The organism is Exiguobacterium alkaliphilum 12/1 (assembly GCF_000714435.1).
GTDB lineage: Bacteria > Bacillota > Bacilli > Exiguobacteriales > Exiguobacteriaceae > Exiguobacterium > Exiguobacterium alkaliphilum.
Genome location: NZ_JJMW01000064.1, coordinates 71,472 through 90,027, shown reverse-complemented (window position 1 = coordinate 90,027; position 18,556 = coordinate 71,472). Strand labels below are relative to the sequence as shown.

Genomic DNA, 18,556 nt, shown 5'->3' with positions numbered 1-18,556 from the left:
ATTAAATTTATATTTCACACGTTACAAATTTGCTTTTCCTTTTCAATTCCCGTATAGTTAATAGAAATAACCTTTGAAATCACCAAGGAGGAGAGCGATCATGAGAATCACGTTAGAAACGATTATGCAGCACCCCGTCACCCAAAAATATTTGACGCGATCAGGCTTAAAACACGCGGTCGACGTCTGTGAGCGCGCTCTCGAATTGGCGACGCGACGAGGGCTTGACACGGATTTGGCGACGAAGGCCGCCCTACTTCACGATATCGGTCACTACGAGTGGTATACAGAAGGCAAGTGGAATTATGATTTGTATCGTCAAAACGACATCCATGCCATTAAAGGGGCGGAACGCGCCCATAAGCTGTTGATTCGACTCGGCGAGAACCCTGCCCGAGCCAAAGAAATCTCGGTCATGATTTTACTTCACACCGATTCGTATTTACCACCGAGCCGCATTCAGCGTACGCCGCTTCAGCAGCTCGTGCATGACGCCGATACGTTCGTCGAACAGCCAGGCGGATTGCATCACTATGAGACGATGGAAATCGAAGATGCGCTCAGCCGCGTCCGCGCCATCGATTCAGTCGTCGACCGGCTCTCGAACTTACCGCGCATCTCAAACGCCTGACACCCCGGAACGTTCCGGCGGTGTTTTTTGCGCAAAAAACACCCTGAACCGTGAAGTTCAGGGTGAATCGATTATACGAATTGCGCTTTATACGCTTCGTATTCTGCATCTGTCAACGAGACAAAATGTCCTGGCTCGACTTCGCGGAGCGGTGGGATGCTTGAATCTTCATCCGAACGTCCGACGGCACCGAGTGACTTCGACTCGTAAATGATCCGTTTACGCGTCCGCTCGTGCTCTGGGTCCGGAAGCGGGATCGCAGAGAGGAGTGACTTCGTATACGCGTGAATCGGGTTTTCATAAAGTCGATCTGCCGGCGCGAGCTCGACGATATGACCTTGATACATAACGCCGATGCGGTCCGAGATGTACTTGACCATCGACAAGTCGTGAGCGATGAACAAGTACGTGAGATCGCGGTCACGTTGCAATTCTTTCATCAAGTTGACGACCTGAGCTTGAATCGATACGTCGAGTGCCGAGATCGGCTCATCGGCGATGATGAAGTCTGGCTCAACGGCGAGCGCGCGGGCAATCCCGATCCGCTGGCGTTGTCCGCCAGAGAATTCGTGCGGGTAACGGCTCGCGTGTTCTTTTGTGAGACCGACCGTCTCGAGAAGGTCGTAGACGCGGTTCATCCGGTCTTCTTTCGTCTTCGCGAGGCCGTGGATGTCAATCCCTTCGGCGATGATGTCCGCGACCGTCATCCGCGGGTTGAGCGAGGCGTAGGGATCTTGGAAGATCATCTGCATCGCTCGGTTGAATTTCAACTTTTCCGCTTTTGATTTCTTGTCGTGGACGTTCTCGCCTTTGAAGATTACGTCTCCGTCTGTCGCATCGTAAAGACCGATAATCGTACGTCCAGTCGTCGACTTCCCACAACCAGACTCACCTACGAGACCGAGTACCTCACCTTTATAAATATCAAACGAGATGCCGTCGACCGCTTTGACGACGCGGCCTCGTCCGATTTTAAAGTGCTGCTTTAAGTCCCGTACTTCTAATAATTTTTCACGTTCCATTATTCAGCACCACCTTTCCCAATCGATTTCGCGAACGCGCTATCCGGACGATATTTGAGCGCGAGATCGATGATTGCCGATGGCGGCGTGACTTGCGGCGCTTGCGGGTGCAACAACCAGGTTGCTGCGTAGTGCGTGTCGCTAATTTGGAACATCGGTGGCTCTTTCTCAAAATCAATCTTCATCGCGTAAGGGTTACGCGGCGCGAACGCATCGCCTTTCGGCGGGTTCAACAAGTTCGGCGGTGTACCCGGGATAGCCGGGAGCGCCTGGTTCGGGTCATCCGTCGGACGCGGCATCGAGCCGAGCAGTCCCCATGCATACGGGTGGCGTGGCTCATAGAAGATCTCATCGACCGTCCCTTTTTCCACGATTTTCCCAGCGTACATGACGGCAACACGGTCAGCCATGTTCGCGACGACACCGAGGTCGTGCGTGATGAAGATAATCGCTGTGCCGGTCTTTTGTTGAATGTCTTTCAACAACTCAAGGATTTGGGCTTGAATCGTCACGTCAAGTGCCGTCGTCGGCTCATCGGCGATCAACACCTTCGGGTTACAGGCTAGCGCGATGGCGATGACGATCCGCTGACGCATCCCACCAGATAATTGGTGCGGATACTGTTTGAGACGAGCTTCAGGGTTCGGGATGCCGACGAGTGTGAGCAATTCGAGCGCACGCTTCTTCGCATCTTCTCCTCTGAGTCCTTGGTGTTGCTTCAAACCTTCAGCGATTTGTTTATAAATTGTCATCGTTGGGTTGAGCGACGTCATCGGATCTTGGAAAATCATCGCGATGTCGCGACCACGAATTTTAAGCATTTCTTTTTCCGAAAGTTTCGCCAAGTCTTTTCCATCAAACAAAATCTCTCCGTTTGTGATCTCACCTGGCGGGTTCGGGATGAGACGCATAATCGCTTTTGATGTGACGGATTTACCAGAACCCGACTCTCCAACGATTGCGAGCGTCTCGCCTTTTTTCAAATCAAACGATACATTGCGAACGGCTTGAACCGTTCCAGCATACGTATGGAACGAGACCGCTAAGTCTCGGACAGATAAAATCGTTTCCATGCACGAGTCCCCCTCTTTCTGAATTATTTACGCATTTTCGGGTCGAACGCATCACGCAAGCCGTCGGCGAGCAAGTTGAAGCTGACCATGAGCAAGACGATGATGGTCGATGGTACGACGAGAAGGTACGGGAATGTCCGTAGCTCTTTGTACCCATCGTTAATCAACGTACCAAGTGACGCTTGCGGCGGTTGAAGTCCGATCCCGATGAAGCTGAGGAACGCCTCGAAGAAGATGGCGGCAGGAATCGTAAACATGAGCGTGATGATAATCGCACCGAGCGTGTTCGGGATCAAGTGTTTGAAAATCAAACGGTTACTTGAGGCACCGAGTGTACGCGCAGCCAAAACAAACTCTTGGTTTTTCAGTTTCAAAATCTGTCCACGGACGAGTCGACTCATCCCGATCCAGCCGGTGATCGTCATCGCCAAGATGATGGTGAACACCCCAGGGTCAAAGATCAAAATGAACAAGATAATCAAGATCAAGTTCGGTACACCTGTCAAAATCTCAACGATCCGTTGCATGATGTTATCGACACGGCCACCGAAGTAAGCCGAGACCCCACCATACGCCACACCGATAATCGTATCGATGATGGCAGCGACGAGACCGATGAAGAGTGAGATGCGCGTCCCTTCCCATACACGTGACCAAAGATCACGGCCGAGATAGTCCGTTCCGAACCAATAGTTTTCTTCGACGTTCTTTTGTTCATAGAAGTTGATATCGCGGCCACCTAACGTCGCCATCCCGTCGAATCCGGCCCATTCAAGTCCTGTGACTTTTGGCGGAAGTTTCGCTTGCGCGATGTTTTGTGAATACGCGTCACGGCCCGACATCATCGGCCCGAACAAGGCGAGCAATACTAAAATCAAAATAATTGAAAGCGAGAGGATGGCGGCTTTGTTTTTCTTTAGGCGCATCCATGCATCTTGCCAGAAGTTCAAACTTTTCCCTGCAATCCGTTCTGCGAGCTGTTCGTTCATTTCAACCGGTTGGAACATGTCTTGGTCGAACTGCTCGTAATTCTTTTTATTTTCAATCATCAGTTATCCCCCCCAAGACGAATACGTGGGTCAACAACTCCGTAGAGCAAGTCGACGAGCAAAATAATTAAGATGAAGATCGCCGAGAAGAAGAGGGTCGTACCCATGATGACCGAATAGTCATTCAACGTAATCGACGTAACAAACAACTCACCGAGTCCAGGAACTGAGAAGATCCGCTCGATGACAAACGTACCCGTCAACAAGGCGGCCGTCATCGGTCCGAGGATCGTGATCGCCGGGATAATCGCGTTACGCACCATGTGCTTCCACACGATCGCATTTCCCGTCAACCCTTTCGCTTTCGCGAGCGTGACGTAGTCTTGTCCGGTGACTTCAAGCATCTCTGTCCGGACGAAACGGGCAATCGAAGCCGTTACACCGAGCGACAACGAGATTGTTGGTAAAATCGTATGGGCAGGCGTGTCCCAGAAAGCGACAGGCAAAATGCCCCATTTTACACCTACATAGTACTGTAGGAGGGCTGCAAAGACGAACGATGGGACAGAAATCCCGATTACAGATACAAACATCGCACCATAGTCCGCAATCGTGTTATGACGAATCGCTGCCAAAATACCAAGTAAGAGCCCACCAAGTGTTCCAAGAATCAACGCTTGGAGACCGAGTTGTGCCGATGGTCCGATCCGTTCCATGATCAAGTCCGTCACTGGCCGGTTGGCCGTACGGAACGACACGCCGAGGTCACCTTGTACAAGGTTCCCCATGTACGTCGCATAACGAACTGGAAGCGGATCGTTAAGTCCGTAACGATCGTTTAAGATTTGGATTTGCGTTTCCGTCAGCTTTTCCTGGTTTTGATACGGTGACCCTGGTAACAGGTCCATCAGGAAAAATGTGAACGTCGCAATCAAGAAGAACGTGATGAGGCCGTAAGTCAGCCGCTGCAAAAGATAACGTCCCATAAATAAAAACCCCCTGTTTTTCTAAATATATGTCTATGCTTGCACCAACAGCATCACTATGACATATTTCCCTATTCTTGAATTCACAAAATGAAAGGAATTTTCTGAAAGAATAGGTCAAACGTCATCTCAAGGCTCTTAGTACAGCACATGAAAACCCAAAATATCAAACTTTGTGAAGTATTCTGAATTTTCACTGTTACTACATTATACTTTACCAACAAAACATTTGAATAGTATTTTCTCTCAATTCCGATTTTTTTTTAGAAAACGGGGGACATGCGTTTGCATGCCCCCACGTTCTTTAATTGATGTCGACGTATTTGTACTGATAGTCAGCACCGAATAGTTGACGGTTGAAGTTTTCAACGTTTGGACGAATCAAGTACGCGACGCCGGCTTGATAAATCGGCATGATCGCTTGGTCTTGCTCGATCAAGAGTTGTTCTGCTTCTTTGAACTTGTCGTAACGTGCATCGATTGACGTTTCAGCTGATGCTTCGTCGATGAGACGGTCGTAATCGGCTGAGCTGTAGTTGATGTCGTTTTGACCGTTGTTCGACGTGAAGATGCCGAGGTTTGTAAGCGGATCTTGGTAATCAGGTCCCCAAAGGGCGAATGACATCTGGTAGTCCCCGCTCGCTTCGCGCTCCAACTTGTTGTTGAACGGCTGTTGCGCGATTGTGACCGTCACGCCTGGCAAGTTCGTCTCGATTTGGTCTTTCATGTACTCCGAGATCTGTTTTGAAACTTCTGAGTCGAATGAAAGCAGTTCAATCGTCATCTCTTCGCCGCCAGTCGCTTCTTCCCAAAGTGATGCCGCTTCGTCTGTATTCGTTTCGAAGTATTGAAGCCCTTCCGTGTAATCCGTGCCGTCTTCATATTTGATGAAGTCTTTCGGGATGAACGACGTCGTGGCAATCGAACCGTTGTTCAAGAGCTGGTCGATGATTCCGGCCGGATCAACAGCACGCGCGACCGCTTTACGGGCGTTCACATCAGCGAATACTTCGTCCTCGTGGTTGAACTTGAAGTAGCCGACTGCCGAACGGAGTCCCGTGTTGAAGTCTTCACTGTCTTGGAAAGCCGCGACTTGTTCAGAAGCGAGGCCAGCGTAATCGACTTCCCCTGCTTCGTACAAGTTGACGACCGTTGATGTCTCTTTGACGACACGGACGTCGACCTTGTCGAGCGCGACGTTGGCGTTATCCCAATACGTATCGTTTTTCGTTAAAACGTAACCTTGTTCACGGTTCCATTCAGACCATGTGAACGGACCGTTGTAAAGGAGGTTGTCGACGTTCGTCGCGAAGTTTTCACCTTGTTCAGTCGCGAACGTTTCGTTGATCGGCGTGAACGTACCGAACGACGTGAGCGAGATGAACGATGGGTCTGGACGCTCAAGTGTGACTTCAAGCGTCTTCTCATCGATTGCTTGCACACCGAGATCTTCTTTTGGAAGGTCGCCCGCGTTAATCGCCTCTGCATTTTTAATCGTGTTCATGATGTAGGCGTACTGTGACCCTGTCTCCGGGTCGACGGCGCGCTGCCATGCGTAAACGAAGTCGTTCGCTGTGACCGGCTCACCGTTTGACCACTCCGCATCGCGGAGCGTGAACGTGTAAACTGTCTCGTCTTCATTCAATTCCGGCTCGCCTGCTGCCATCGCTGGTACGGCTTGACCGTCTTTGTCTAAGCGGTAGAGGCCCTCCATCGTGTTGGCGATCAAATTGAATGCGACCGCATCCGTTGCCAAGGCCGGGTCGGCCGTCGTGATGTCAGACGTATCCGTCAAACGAAGTACTTTTTCTCCGTTCGAAGACGAACCGCCGTCAGAGTCTCCGCCAGTCGAGCAGGCGGCGAGTACTGAACCGAGTACCAAGATGAGCGTCATCATGAGCAAAATCGATTTTTTCTTCATCGTAATTGTCCCCTTTCAGAATCTATGTAGTTAGCGTATCGCCGGATGCAACATCTTACTTTTTCTTTAATTTTCTGAATATTTCATAAAGTATCCGACGAAAGAACGTTAGGGCTATTGTAAAAAATTTTTAATCTAACTGTCAACTAATTGATGAACCATAATATTTTTCTGAACTTCACTCTCGCCATAACGTCACATCAACAGGTATCATAGAGCCATGTAGGGTGAAGTCGTGTTCGACGCTTCACGTTGAAAGGAGTTTGACACATTGAAAAAGTTTAGAGCGATATTAATCGTTTTGGGAATTGTCACAATTGGCTATACGATTTGGTCGTACGCATCGTATTATCGACCGGAGACGTTTTTGTTCCACATCAGTGGCGGGCTGTTCGTCGGTGGGATGATCGTCTTCGCGATCGGCATGTTCTCTGAGATGGGGGCATCCGGTTTATTCGACGGGTTCATGTACGGGTTCAAACGAAATCGTCGGGCCAAACTGAAAGAAATCGACCCTGACTATGAGGAAGACGAGGAAGTGACACCAGAAGAACGGACCGAGCGGAAACAGAGCGCCCGACGTTGGATCTTGGTCGGGATCGCCGCCGTCATCTTGTCGTATGTCCTATCGTTCGTTTGACCTTCCCGTCTTTTCAACCTTATGCTAAACTGAAGACAGCATCTAGAAAAACATGATGAAGAAGACAAGTAAATCGAGCCCCCTTCCCCCAGAGAGTCTACGTTGCTGCGAGTAGATGGAAGCGATTCGGTTGAATGGACTTTGGAATGGTTCGCCTGAAATTTGAGTATGGCGAGACGGCTCACGCCCGTTAACGCGTTCAAGTGGCATGGAAGCATGCAAATTTGGGTGGCACCGCGGTTATTCGTCCCGATTTTTCGGGCGGGAGACCGCGGTTTTTTATATTCTTTGGAGGTGCAATCATGGCAAAAATCTTTTCAGGCATTAAACCGACCGGCGTCGTCACGCTCGGTAACTACTTAGGGGCGATGAAACAGTTCGTCGATCTTCAAGACGAGCATGACGCATTTTACTGCGTCGTCGATCTTCACTCCATCACCGTCCCGCTTGACCGTCTCGAATTGATGGACAACACACGAAAACTCGCAGCGCTCTATCTCGCGTGCGGGCTCGACCCGGAGAAAGCGACGATTTTCGTTCAATCGGAAGTGAAAGCGCACGCCCAGCTCGGCTGGATGTTGACGTGTATTTCTGGCATGGGCGAACTCGGACGGATGACGCAATATAAAGACAAATCGCAAGGCGGCGATAACGTCGGAGCGGGGCTCTTCATCTATCCGACACTCATGGCAGCGGACATCCTCCTGTACGGGACCGAGCTCGTCCCGGTCGGCGATGATCAAAAGCAACATGTCGAGCTGACGCGCGATTTGGCGGAGCGGTTCAATAAACGCTACTATGAGACGTTCACGATTCCGGAGCCGCTCATTCAAAAAGAAGGCGCCCGCATCATGAGCTTGACGAATCCGGTGAAGAAGATGTCAAAGTCTGATGCGAACGCAAAAGGCTATATCTCGATGCTCGATGAGCCGAACGTCATCCGTAAAAAAATCAAGAGTGCCGTGACCGATTCGAGCGGTGTCATTAGTTTCGACCGCGAGAATAAGCCGGGCATCTCGAACTTGCTCGAGATTTACTCGCTCGCAACAGACACGCCGATCGATGAACTCGTCGAAAAGTATAAAGACTCGAACTACGGCACGTTCAAACAAGACGTCGCCGAAGCGGTCGTGTCGTTGCTCGAACCGATTCAAGCCCGCTATTATGAGCTCGTTGATTCAGCCGAACTCGACGCCATCTTGGATGCCGGCCGTGAGAAAGCCGAAGCCGTCGCCAACAAGAACCTCGCGAAAATCGAGAAAGCGATGGGGCTCAGCCGCAAACGCGCCAAAGTGAAGTAACCAAAACCGTCACCAACATCATGGTGACGGTTATTTTCATGCATAAAAAAGAGAGGCAGGCGTCCCTGTCTCTCTTTTGAAAACGTTTGATTATTCTTTGCCTTCGATCGATGCCCACTTGTACGAGTAGTCAGCGCCGAACGCGTGTTCAACGATGTCTTTCACGTATGGCTTCGTGAGGCGAGCCGATCCACGTTGGTAAACTGGTGAGATTGCGCTCTCTTCAAGAACGATTTTCTCTGCTGCCGCGAGGTCAGCCCAACGCTGTTCAGCATCTGTGCTTGATTTCGCAGATTCGATGAGTGCATCGAACTCTTCGTTCGACCATTTACCACGGTTGTATGGTCCGTCAGTGACGAAGAGGTCAACGAACGTCATTGGATCCTGGTAGTCAGGTCCCCAACCAGCGAATGACATTTCGAAATCGCCAGCGCTTTCAAGTTCAAGTTTGTTATTGAACGGCTGTTGCTTGATTGTAACAGTCATACCTTCGAGGTTCTTCTCGAGCTCACCTTTGATGAACTCACCGATTTGCTTCGCAACTTCTGAGTCATAGTTCAAGAACTCAAGTTCAACTGTGTCTGTACCGAGTTCTTCAAGACCAGCTTCCCAAAGTTGTTGTGCTTCTTCCACGTTGTAGCCACCGATGTCTCCGTTGATGTCGCGGAAGTCGTTGCCGTCAGGACCTGTTACGAAGTCTTTCGGTACGAGATAGTTTGCAGGAATCGATCCGTTCGCGAGGAGCGTCTCTGAGATAGCTGCTTTATCGTATGCGCGATCGATCGCGTTACGGATGTTTTGGTTGTCAAGCGCTTCTACAGCCGAGTTGAATTGGAGGTAGAAGAGTGTAGGTTCGACGACAGTTGAGAAGTCTTCGCTGTCTTGGAACTGGGCAACGAGCTCAGAAGTCAAGCCAGTGCGGTCAACGTCACCGTTCTCGTACAAGTTAACGCCCGTTTGGACTTCTTTTACGACGCGGAAGTTGATTTCCTCAAGTTTGACTGCTTCAGCATCCCAATACTCTTCGTTTTTAACCATTTTCCAGCCTTGCTCGCGCTCCCAACTTTCGAGTTTGAACGGTCCGTTGTAGATTGTCGTCTCGACAGACGTACCGAGGTTCTCACCTTGCTCTTGGTCGAACGACTCAAGTTTAGGCATGAATACGCCGAAGCTTGTGAGGCCGAGGAAGTAGTCAGCCGGAGCTGTCAATTTAACTTCAAGTGTTTGCTCGTCGACAGCTGTGACACCGACAGCGTCACGCTCGCCTTCGCCTGTGTTATACGCTTCAGCGCCTTCGATGACTGACATTACGTAAGCATATTGTGACCCGTTGTCTGGGTTAAGCACTTCTTTCCAACCGTATTCGAAGTCGTTTGCCGTTACAGGCTCTCCGTTTGACCAAGTTGCGCCTTCACGGATTTTGAACGTGTACGTCAAACCATCTTCAGAAATGTCGACGTCTTCAGCCATACCCGGTGTTGGATCGTCGTTCTCATCCATGCGGTAAAGACCTTCCATAACGTTGTTCAATACGTTAAACGATACTGAGTCAGTAGCGAGCGTCGGGTTAAGTGAAGGAATATCTGAACCTTCGAGCAAGTTGAGGACTTGCGCTTCATCCGGCGTACCTTCTGAACCAGATCCGTTTGAACCTGTGTCCGTTGTTGTGTCGTCCCCACCCGAGCAAGCTGCTAGAAACGCACTCGAGATGAGCGTTACTGACGTTGCTAAAGCAAAACCTTTTTTCTTATTCATTGCGATGACCCCCTGATTTTTATCGGTTTAACAGAATGAACGATGGTAGAAAATTCAGTCATTTTACTGCTTTACAAAATTTGCTACCAAAATCCCGTTGAAGCAATAATACAATATTCTGATAATTTTGCAAAGTGTTTATTTTGATTTTTCTAAAAAATTTTTACCATAGTCGAAAAGCCCGCCTAGAATAGCGGGCTTTTGGCTCATTTTTTATATACTTTCGAAAAATGTAGGACGTACGAAGGACCGATGACTGGAAAACCGATTTCCTCATATTGGTCATCGACGGCATACGTTCTTCCAGCTTGATAGATTGGAATAACGACGGCTTGTTCAAGCAAGTGTCGTTCGGCTTGACGATACGCTTCGTCGCGTGCTTGTTTCGACTCGGTCGCCTGCGCTTCTGTCATCAGTCGGTCGAACGTGTCGTCTGCATAGCCGCTCGAATTTAACACGTTGTCCGTCTCGAACTGGGTTAAATAAGCACGGAGCGACGGATAATCTGGCTGCCACCCGGATAACGAAATCGCATAGTCCCCTGCGACTTCTTTCCTAACTTTCTCGCCGAGCGGAAGTTCGACGATGTTGACGATGAGCTCATCGAGTTGCTCAAGATTTTGTTTGATGGACTGGGCAATTTGTCTTGCTTCATCATCGACGAAACTGAGAAGCTCAATCTCAATCGTTTCTTGCTGCAACCGTTCCTTCACGGACTCGAACGTCTCGGCCGCTTCTCCATCAACGGTCGTGTTCGCTTCCGTCTCATCGATGACGAGCAAGCGTTCAGTCGTTCGTTCGGCCCGGGCGAGTTTCGGTGAAATCGCCTCCCGATCGACGGCGAGAGCAAGGCTCCGTCTAAATTCCACATCGTCGAACGGATACTCTTCGACGTTTGGCTTCAAATAGAAGATGCCGCTACGCGGGATGTCGACGAGTTTCCCTTCCCATGACTCGAGATCGGCCTCATCGGTTCCATACGGGACAGGATGCATCCCGTTCGTTTCAGTCGCGAGCGCCGTTTCCGTTCGGACGACGACGCGTTCGATCGTGACGTCCTCTGCCGCGTGATAGTTCTCATTTTTCACGAGCGTCACTTGTGCCGCGTCCATCGACTCGATATGGAACGGGCCATTGCCGTCAAGCGCAGTCCATTCACCAATCGCCGGCTGTGGCAAGAAGGCCGGCATGGCGAGTATTTCCTCGAACCCTTCCATCGGTCGCTCGAGAGTCACTTCAAGTGTCGAATCATCGATCGCCGTCACGCCGAGCGTCTCCGGCTCTGCCGTGCCGAGGCTGACCGCTTTCCCGTTCACGACATCTTCTAAGAAGAAACTGAACGGCGAATTCGTGTCGTCATCGGCAAGCGTCCGAAAATGATTGACGAACGTCTCGGCCGTGATAGTTTCCCCGTTTAACGTCTGACTCGTTTTCAGTTTAAACGTATACACCGAACCGTCGTCTGAACGTGTCATCTCTTCCACGAGTCCCGGTTCGACTGTTCCATCTTTCCCGAAGCGATACAATCCTTCATATAAATGCGATAAAATCGTCTGTGAACTCGGGTCGATCGCGAGCAACACGTTCGGTTGCTCTGGAAGCGTCTCGCCATAAATCGTCACGATTTGTTCTTCAGGCGGTGCTAGTTCTCGTGCCGCGTCTTGCCGTCCGTTCCATACAATGAAAAAAAGGATAAGGACTGAAGCTAACAAGGCGGCACCGATGAAAAGTCGTTTCATCACGCATTCTCCTCTCTGTTAGTCCAACCCTTATACCCTAACCGTTTCTGTAACAATTTTCTAGTATTAGTCTGTCACTTTTGCGAACGCGAGCGTCGCGTTATGGCCCCCGAAGCCAAGTGAGTTGCTGAGTGCATACTGGATGTCAAGTTCCCGATTTCCTTCTCGAACGTAGTCGAGGTCACAATCTGGTGCTGGTGAGGCACAGTTGATCGTTGGGTGAATCTTGCCTTCGTGAATCGATAGCGCGGTGATGACGGCTTCGACACCGCCGGCCCCACCGAGCAAATGTCCAATCATCGATTTCGACGAGTTGACCGCGAGCTTGTCGGCGTGTTCCCCGAACACATTCCGAATCGCTTTCGTTTCGAGCATGTCGTTGAGTGGTGTGCTCGTGCCATGGGCGTTGATGTATTGAACGTCTTCAGGGCGAATGCCCGCATCACGCAATGCCTCACTCATCGCTTTCGAACCGCCCTCGGCTTCCGGTGACGGAGCCGTGATATGGTAAGCGTCCGAGCTCATGCCGTAACCGACAACTTCCGCATAAATCTTCGCACCACGTGCTTTCGCGTGCTCATATTCCTCGAGAACGAGTACGCCAGCACCTTCACCCATGATGAAGCCATCACGGTTTTCATCGAACGGACGGCACGCCGTCTGTGGATCCGGATTCGTCGAGAGGGCTTTGTTCGCACAGAATCCTGCGAACGAGAGCGGTGTGATCGGCGCTTCGGCACCACCGGCAAACATCGCGAGGGCATCCCCACGCTGGATGACGCGGAACGCTTCTCCGATTGAGTTCGTTCCAGAGGCACATGCCGTGACCGAACAGTTGCTCGGTCCTTTTGCTCCGAGATAGATTGAGACTTGGCCGCTCGCCATATTTGGAATCATCATCGGGATGAAGAACGGGCTGATCCGACGTGGTCCGCGCTCGTGCAGGACGGCCGCTTGCTTGTCGATCGTCTCGACTCCACCGATCCCGCTTCCAATCCACGTTCCAACTTGGTTCGGAATCGACGCCACGTCGAGTCCGCTATCCTTATGGGCAGCGTCAGCGGCTAATAACGAGTATTGAATGAACGAGTCCATTTTGCGAATCTCTTTTGGTTCCACCAAATGACTGATGTCACACGATTTGACTTCGGCCCCGACTTTCGCCGGATATTGGTCGATATCGATTTTTGTCAACGTGTCAACGGCGTTATCCCCATTTAATAACCGTTCCCACATCTCGTTAACGTCGTTGCCTAGCGGTGATACAACACCTAACCCTGTAATGACTACTCGTTTCATGTCCTAATCTCCTCCGTGATGTTTGCTTTATTCCAAGTTAAACAGCTCGCTCCCCAAGTGAGCCCGGCACCGAAGCCGGCGATGACGACCGTCTGACCGGCCTGAACCTTTCCACTCTTTACCGCTTCGGCAAGTGCGAGCGGGATTGAGGCGGCCGACGTGTTCGCATGGTCTTGAATTGTGACGACGACCTTCTCTTCAGCTAGCCCTAACCGCTCGATCGCCGCCTCGATGATGCGGCGGTTCGCTTGGTGCGGGACGAGCACGTCCATATCTTGAATCGTCTTGCCGGCCTGTTCGAGCGCCTCGACGACGATGTCTGGCATTTTACGGACGGCGAACTTGAACACTTCGCGACCGTTCATAACAATTTTGCCTTCGTCGTTCTCATATAAATACTTCCCACCCGTCCCGTCGCTGCCGAGAATGATGGAGTCGACCGAGGCGACCTCGTCCTCGCCTAAGACGACGGCACCGGCCCCGTCTCCGAACAAGACGGCCGTCGATCGATCGTCCCAATCGATGAGATTGCCCATCTTCTCGGCTCCGATGACGAGAGTCTTTTTAAAGCCTTTTGATGCCATCAAGCTCTTCGCCGTATCGAGTGCAAAGATGAATCCGCTACAAGCGGCGCTCACGTCGAATGCGACGGCGCCCTTAGCGCCAAGGTTTGCTTGGACGAGACAGGCGGTCGCCGGGAAGGACGGTGCAGTCGCGGTCGCGCAGACGATGGCGTCGATGTCTTCAATGGATACGCCCGCGCTCTTAAGTGCACGTTTCGCTGCGTGGGTGGCCATGTCGGCTACCGTCAAATCCGAATCGGCCAAGTGTCTCGCTTCAATCCCCGTCCGGGTCCGAATCCATTCGTCGCTCGTATCCATTCGTTTTTCCAAATCGACGTTCGTGACACGGTTCGTCGGAAGGAACGAACCGATGCCGATGATTCCAATGTTCATAATGATGACCCCTATTCTTAGTATCTGGTACTAATATAAGGGAATAAAAAAGGGATGTCAACGCATCCCTCTCAATTATTCGCTTTGACCGAGTCGTTTCGTCACGGCCATGACCATTTTCGCAGAGTTAATCGAAGCCGTTTCTAAAAATTCATCAAACGACAAGTTCGCTTCCTCGTCAGCACTATCCGAGATCGAACGCGTGACGACGAACGGGACACCGAATTGATAACACGTCTGGGCGATCGGGGCAGCTTCCATCTCGACGGCGGCAACACCGTCAAAATGCCCGAGAATCTCAGCGACACGTTTCGAATCGTTGATGAACGAATCCCCTGTCACGATGAGTCCGGTATGTACGTTCACGTCCGGTAAGTTTTCAATGACTTCTTTACAGACGTCCATGAGTCGTGCATCCGCCGGATACGCTGCTGGCATGCCCGGGACTTGTCCGTACTCGTAACCAAACGCAGTCACGTCGACATCGTGATGACGCACTTCGGTTGAGACGACGACATCCCCGACTTTCATTCCCTTTTTAAATCCACCAGCTGAACCGGTGTTAATGACCACGTCCGGCTTAAACTTATCAATCAACAACGTCGTACCAATCGCGGCATTCACTTTTCCGATGCCTGACTTTAAGATGACGACCTCGACATTACCAAGGTACCCTTCATAAAAGTGGTAGTTCGCAATCTCTGTATCCGTACGCTCTGTCAACTCGTTACGAAGCAAGTTCACTTCTTCTTCCATCGCACCAATAATTCCGATTTTCATACTGATTCCTCCTCAGAAAGAGAGCGACGTCCGGATGGATGTCGCTCGTTTGGATTACTTGATTTCTTTGATTTCGACGACCATGTCGCCACCTGGTGTTTGTACGTTCACGACGTCGCCGACCGTACGGCCAAGGAGCGCTTTCGCGATTGGTGATTCGTTCGAGATTTTCCCAGTGAACGGGTCTGCCTCGGCTCCACCGACGATTGTGTATGTCTCATCTTCGTTGTCTTCTTGGATGAAGAACGTTACCGTTTTCCCGATAGCAACCATCGAGTTGTCTGCCGCATCGTCTTGAATGATGACCGCGTTACGGAGCATCTCTTCAAGTTGCGCGATTCGACCTTCGACCATCGCTTGTTCTTCTTTTGCAGCGTCGTACTCAGCGTTCTCCGACAAATCGCCGAAGTCACGTGCGATTTTAATATTTTCAACGACTTCTTTACGGCGTACCGTCTTCAGTTCGTTCAATTCATTCTCGATTTTCGCTTTTCCGTCTAACGTCATGTAATGTTGTTTTTCAGCCATTTCTGTCACTCCTTCATTGTCTCCTAGTATATTACAGCTAGGCATAAATTGAAAACGATTTATTTATTAAGCGCGATTACGCTCGGTGAGTACCCATCGAATCTTCGTCACGAGTAGATCGATGGCGACAAAGTTCTCCCCGCCTTCTGGGACGATGATATCCGCATAACGCTTCGTCGGCTCACAAAACTGTAAGTGCATCGGGCGGACGACATTTGTATACTGGGCGACGACCGAGTCAATCGAGCGCCCCCGCTCATTCAAGTCGCGTTGCATCCGGCGTAAGATACGGACATCGGCATCAGTATCGACGAACACTTTAATATCCATCAAATCACGAAGACGTTCATCCTCAAGCGCCAAGATCCCTTCGACGATCACGACGTCGACCGGTTCGATCAAAATCGTCTTGTCCGAGCGCGTGTGGGCCGCATAGTCATAAACCGGCTTCTCGATGGCCTGATGTTCTTGTAACTGTTGAATGTGTTCAATCAATAAATCGTTGTCGAAAGCGAACGGATGATCATAGTTCGTCTTATACCGTTCCTCCATCGTCATCTCCGATTGATCCTTATAGTATGCGTCTTGCTCGATCATGACGACCGATTGTCCTTTGAACGCATCCACGAGCGCGCGGGCAACGGTCGTTTTTCCTGATCCGGTCCCCCCGGCCACGCCGATAATGACGGGTTTATGTTGCATCAAAGTTGAATCCTCCTCATCGTAATTTACGACTGATTGCTAGGCCATCACCAAGGGGCAAAATTGCAGTATGATAATCGGTCCGTGCCATCAATTGCTCAGTAAACTCTTTCACAAGGCGGACGAGCCTGCGACGGCGCCGGTCAAGCACCGACACGTCTTCGAGCAGAACATCCCCTCGCAAAAATAAATTATCGCTGTAAATCGTACCACCAATCGGTACTAAAGCGCCATACCCATCGAAAAACTTTTGATACTGTCCTTTTGCCGCGTCGATGAACACGGCGTCGAACGGGCCTTCGACCGAACCAATCAACTCGACGGCATCTCCATGGATCACCGTGATTCGGTCTTTCACATTAGAACGCTCGATGAACGACAACGCCTCCTCATGGCGACGCGCGTTCCGTTCGATTGTGACGATTTCAGCCTCGGGCAACAATTCCGCCATCCGAATGGCAGAATAGCCGATGGCCGTCCCGACTTCAAGAATTCGGGCTGGTCGTTGCATCGCAAGGAGCGACAACAACACTTCAGACCCGGTCAAGTCCATGATCGGCACATGGTGGATGCGGGCGAATTCCTCCATCTCCGCTAAGAGCGGCGACCGAGGCGTGACCAACTGTTCCACATAGCCTTCATAGGATGCATGTTCCACTTTCTGACACCTCTACCTCTCTATTCATTCAAACGACCGGAAGCGAATGCTTCCGGTCGTTGCCATCAATTGTTGTTTGCTGCTTCAAACGCTTCCCATTCTGGACGGTATTGGTTGACGTTTTGTTGATGTTCCTCGTACGTCACTTCGAACAATACTTCGCCGTTCGGGAATCCTTCACGAGGCGGCCGTGCATAGAAGTAGAAGTTTTCCGTGTCGTTCGGATTCAGCGTCGCGGCGAACGCGTCACGGCTGACCGATGCGATTGGACCGATCGGGATGCCGGCGTATTTGTACGTGTTGTACAGCGAATCGTTTTGAAGGTCGTTAAACGATGTGAAGATTGACGTTTCGCCTGTCCCATACCAAACGGTCGGATCCGACTGAAGTCGCATCCCGTCCGCTAGACGGTTTTCAAACACACCGGCAATCTCTTGACGGTCCTCCGTCGAAACGGCTTCTTTCTCGACGACCGACGCGAGGGCGAGCGTCTCATGGAACGTCCGTCCCGCTGCTTCAAGCGCCGCTTTGTTCTCGTTATAGAGCTGTTCGGTCGGTTTCAACATCTCATCGATGATTTGCGTGAGCGTGACCCCTTTATCGAACTCATACGTCGCTGGGAACAAATAGCCTTCTAAAGGATGATAGATGCCATCCGCTAATACTTCGTCAGTCAACATTTCGTGTTCCGCGACAAGTGATGCGATATACTCTTTATCGCTCAGCTGAGCTGAAATCTCTTCTTCCGGAATTTCGGCGACGCTCGCCAGCCGTTTGATGACTTGGTCGATTGTGAACCCTTCTGGAATGGTCAATTTGATATCTGGAACGACGATCACTTTGCCGGTCTTCAGCGTTGCAATCATCTCGTCAAGCGACTGTGACGGGGATAACGTATACGTCCCCGCTTGGAACGATGATTCATTTTTAAACCGTGTGTAAAGACGGAAAATCGTGCTATTCCTCACAAGTCCGTTCTCTTCGAGTAGTTCGCCAATGTACCCTGAGCCTGCACCGAGTGGCACCTCGACTTCGACCATCTCAGTCGATGACGGGTCCACGGGCTCAAGTGACCGTTTTACGAATGCGTACGAGACAGCAGCACCGGTGGCGATGACAAGAAGAAAGACAGCAAGGATAATCACCGTGATGCGACGAACGATCCGGCTTCGTGCACGCTTCTCATCTGACATCGATGGATAGTTCATGCATATTCTCCCCTGTTCTTCTTTTATGAAGATGGGCGACGAGGGTTCCCCCTAGCCGCCCGTCCACGTATTAGTCTAAACCGACTTCGTCATTAACGATGTCGAATGCTTCCATCACTTCTTCGAAGTCATCATCGTCTTCGACGAGCTTCAAGATGAACTCACCATCTTCAAGTTCTTCGATTTCAAACGCGTATACTTCGATTGTATCTTCATCTTCTGTCTCCGGGTTACCGACCGGCTCGAGAACGACAAACGTCTTCTTCGAACGATCGCTCGTCATCCGGAAAATTTCTGCAAACAAATGCTCGTCTCCATTTTCATCTGGAATACGGTACATTTCTTCTTCACGACGGATTTCTGCCATG

At 50.7% G+C, this 18,556-nt stretch carries 18 protein-coding genes and 1 other annotated feature; of the genes, 3 read left to right on the top strand and 15 right to left on the bottom strand.

Translation table 11 applies throughout. The features are described from left to right. Window positions 1-97: 97 nt before the first annotated feature. A complete protein-coding gene (locus RT52_RS13865) occupies window positions 98-631 on the top strand; it encodes an HD domain-containing protein (RefSeq protein ID WP_200871125.1) in 534 nt (177 codons plus the stop codon). 71 nt (window positions 632-702) lie between these two features. On the opposite strand, the gene RT52_RS13860 is transcribed toward RT52_RS13865, so the two are convergent. From RT52_RS13860 to RT52_RS13840, 5 genes are all read right to left on the bottom strand, one after another. After that, entirely contained in the window at window positions 703-1,653 is a 951-nt protein-coding gene (locus tag RT52_RS13860) for an ABC transporter ATP-binding protein (protein WP_034817999.1), read from the bottom strand. Then, entirely contained in the window at window positions 1,653-2,726 is a 1,074-nt protein-coding gene (locus RT52_RS13855) for an ABC transporter ATP-binding protein (RefSeq protein ID WP_034809605.1), read from the bottom strand. Before RT52_RS13855 ends, RT52_RS13860 begins: the two co-directional genes overlap by 1 nt. Before the next feature lie 23 nt (window positions 2,727-2,749). Further along, window positions 2,750-3,775 carry an oligopeptide ABC transporter permease gene (gene opp3C, locus RT52_RS13850; protein ID WP_034817998.1) on the bottom strand — a complete coding sequence of 342 codons (1,026 nt, stop codon included), beginning with the start codon at window positions 3,773-3,775 and terminating at the stop codon, window positions 2,750-2,752. Further along, the gene (opp3b, locus tag RT52_RS13845) at window positions 3,775-4,701 is read right to left on the bottom strand and encodes an oligopeptide ABC transporter permease (protein ID WP_034817997.1); all 927 of its coding nucleotides are present in this window, start codon (window positions 4,699-4,701) and stop codon (window positions 3,775-3,777) included. Before opp3b ends, opp3C begins: the two co-directional genes overlap by 1 nt. Before the next feature lie 304 nt (window positions 4,702-5,005). Further along, a complete protein-coding gene (locus RT52_RS13840; RefSeq protein WP_034817996.1) occupies window positions 5,006-6,622 on the bottom strand; it encodes a peptide ABC transporter substrate-binding protein in 1,617 nt (538 codons plus the stop codon). A gap of 271 nt (window positions 6,623-6,893) precedes the next feature. On the opposite strand from RT52_RS13840, the gene RT52_RS13835 reads away from it, so the two are divergent. Further along, a complete protein-coding gene (locus RT52_RS13835; protein ID WP_034809609.1) occupies window positions 6,894-7,262 on the top strand; it encodes a DUF3899 domain-containing protein in 369 nt (122 codons plus the stop codon). 46 nt (window positions 7,263-7,308) lie between these two features. Further along, window positions 7,309-7,517 (top strand) — a binding site (T-box leader). Between the two features lie 47 nt (window positions 7,518-7,564). After that, window positions 7,565-8,563 (top strand): tryptophan--tRNA ligase, encoded by a 999-nt coding sequence (gene trpS, locus RT52_RS13830; protein ID WP_034817995.1) that lies wholly within the window; start codon window positions 7,565-7,567, stop codon window positions 8,561-8,563. Window positions 8,564-8,653: 90 nt separating this feature from the next. Here the strand turns inward: trpS and RT52_RS13825 are convergent, their stop codons facing one another. The 10 genes from RT52_RS13825 to RT52_RS13780 all read right to left on the bottom strand — a co-directional run bounded on the left by RT52_RS13825 (window position 8,654) and on the right by RT52_RS13780 (window position 18,555). Beyond that, window positions 8,654-10,318, bottom strand: coding sequence for a peptide ABC transporter substrate-binding protein (locus RT52_RS13825; RefSeq protein ID WP_034817994.1), 1,665 nt, complete (start codon window positions 10,316-10,318; stop codon window positions 8,654-8,656). Between the two features lie 206 nt (window positions 10,319-10,524). After that, a complete protein-coding gene (locus RT52_RS13820) occupies window positions 10,525-12,057 on the bottom strand; it encodes a peptide ABC transporter substrate-binding protein (RefSeq protein WP_034817993.1) in 1,533 nt (510 codons plus the stop codon). 66 nt (window positions 12,058-12,123) lie between these two features. Further along, window positions 12,124-13,356, bottom strand: coding sequence for a beta-ketoacyl-ACP synthase II (gene fabF / locus RT52_RS13815; protein ID WP_034817992.1), 1,233 nt, complete (start codon window positions 13,354-13,356; stop codon window positions 12,124-12,126). Further along, entirely contained in the window at window positions 13,353-14,312 is a 960-nt protein-coding gene (locus RT52_RS13810; protein ID WP_034817991.1) for a beta-ketoacyl-ACP synthase III, read from the bottom strand. The genes fabF and RT52_RS13810 overlap by 4 nt, the downstream gene beginning before the upstream one ends. Window positions 14,313-14,387: 75 nt before the next feature. After that, entirely contained in the window at window positions 14,388-15,092 is a 705-nt protein-coding gene (gene mtnN, locus RT52_RS13805) for a 5'-methylthioadenosine/S-adenosylhomocysteine nucleosidase (RefSeq protein ID WP_034817990.1), read from the bottom strand. A 54-nt stretch (window positions 15,093-15,146) separates the two neighbouring features. Then, complete coding sequence (gene greA, locus RT52_RS13800; RefSeq protein WP_034817989.1) at window positions 15,147-15,620, bottom strand: transcription elongation factor GreA; 474 nt, start codon at window positions 15,618-15,620, stop codon at window positions 15,147-15,149. Between the two features lie 66 nt (window positions 15,621-15,686). Further along, window positions 15,687-16,322 (bottom strand): uridine kinase, encoded by a 636-nt coding sequence (gene udk / locus RT52_RS13795; protein ID WP_034817988.1) that lies wholly within the window; start codon window positions 16,320-16,322, stop codon window positions 15,687-15,689. Window positions 16,323-16,338: 16 nt separating this feature from the next. Then, complete coding sequence (locus RT52_RS13790) at window positions 16,339-16,980, bottom strand: O-methyltransferase (protein ID WP_034817987.1); 642 nt, start codon at window positions 16,978-16,980, stop codon at window positions 16,339-16,341. 65 nt (window positions 16,981-17,045) lie between these two features. Further along, window positions 17,046-18,188, bottom strand: a complete 1,143-nt coding sequence (gene mltG, locus RT52_RS13785; protein WP_034817986.1) for an endolytic transglycosylase MltG — start codon at window positions 18,186-18,188, stop codon at window positions 17,046-17,048. A gap of 70 nt (window positions 18,189-18,258) precedes the next feature. Continuing rightward, the gene (locus RT52_RS13780) at window positions 18,259-18,555 is read right to left on the bottom strand and encodes a DUF1292 domain-containing protein (RefSeq protein ID WP_024369916.1); all 297 of its coding nucleotides are present in this window, start codon (window positions 18,553-18,555) and stop codon (window positions 18,259-18,261) included. Window position 18,556 lies beyond the last annotated feature (1 nt).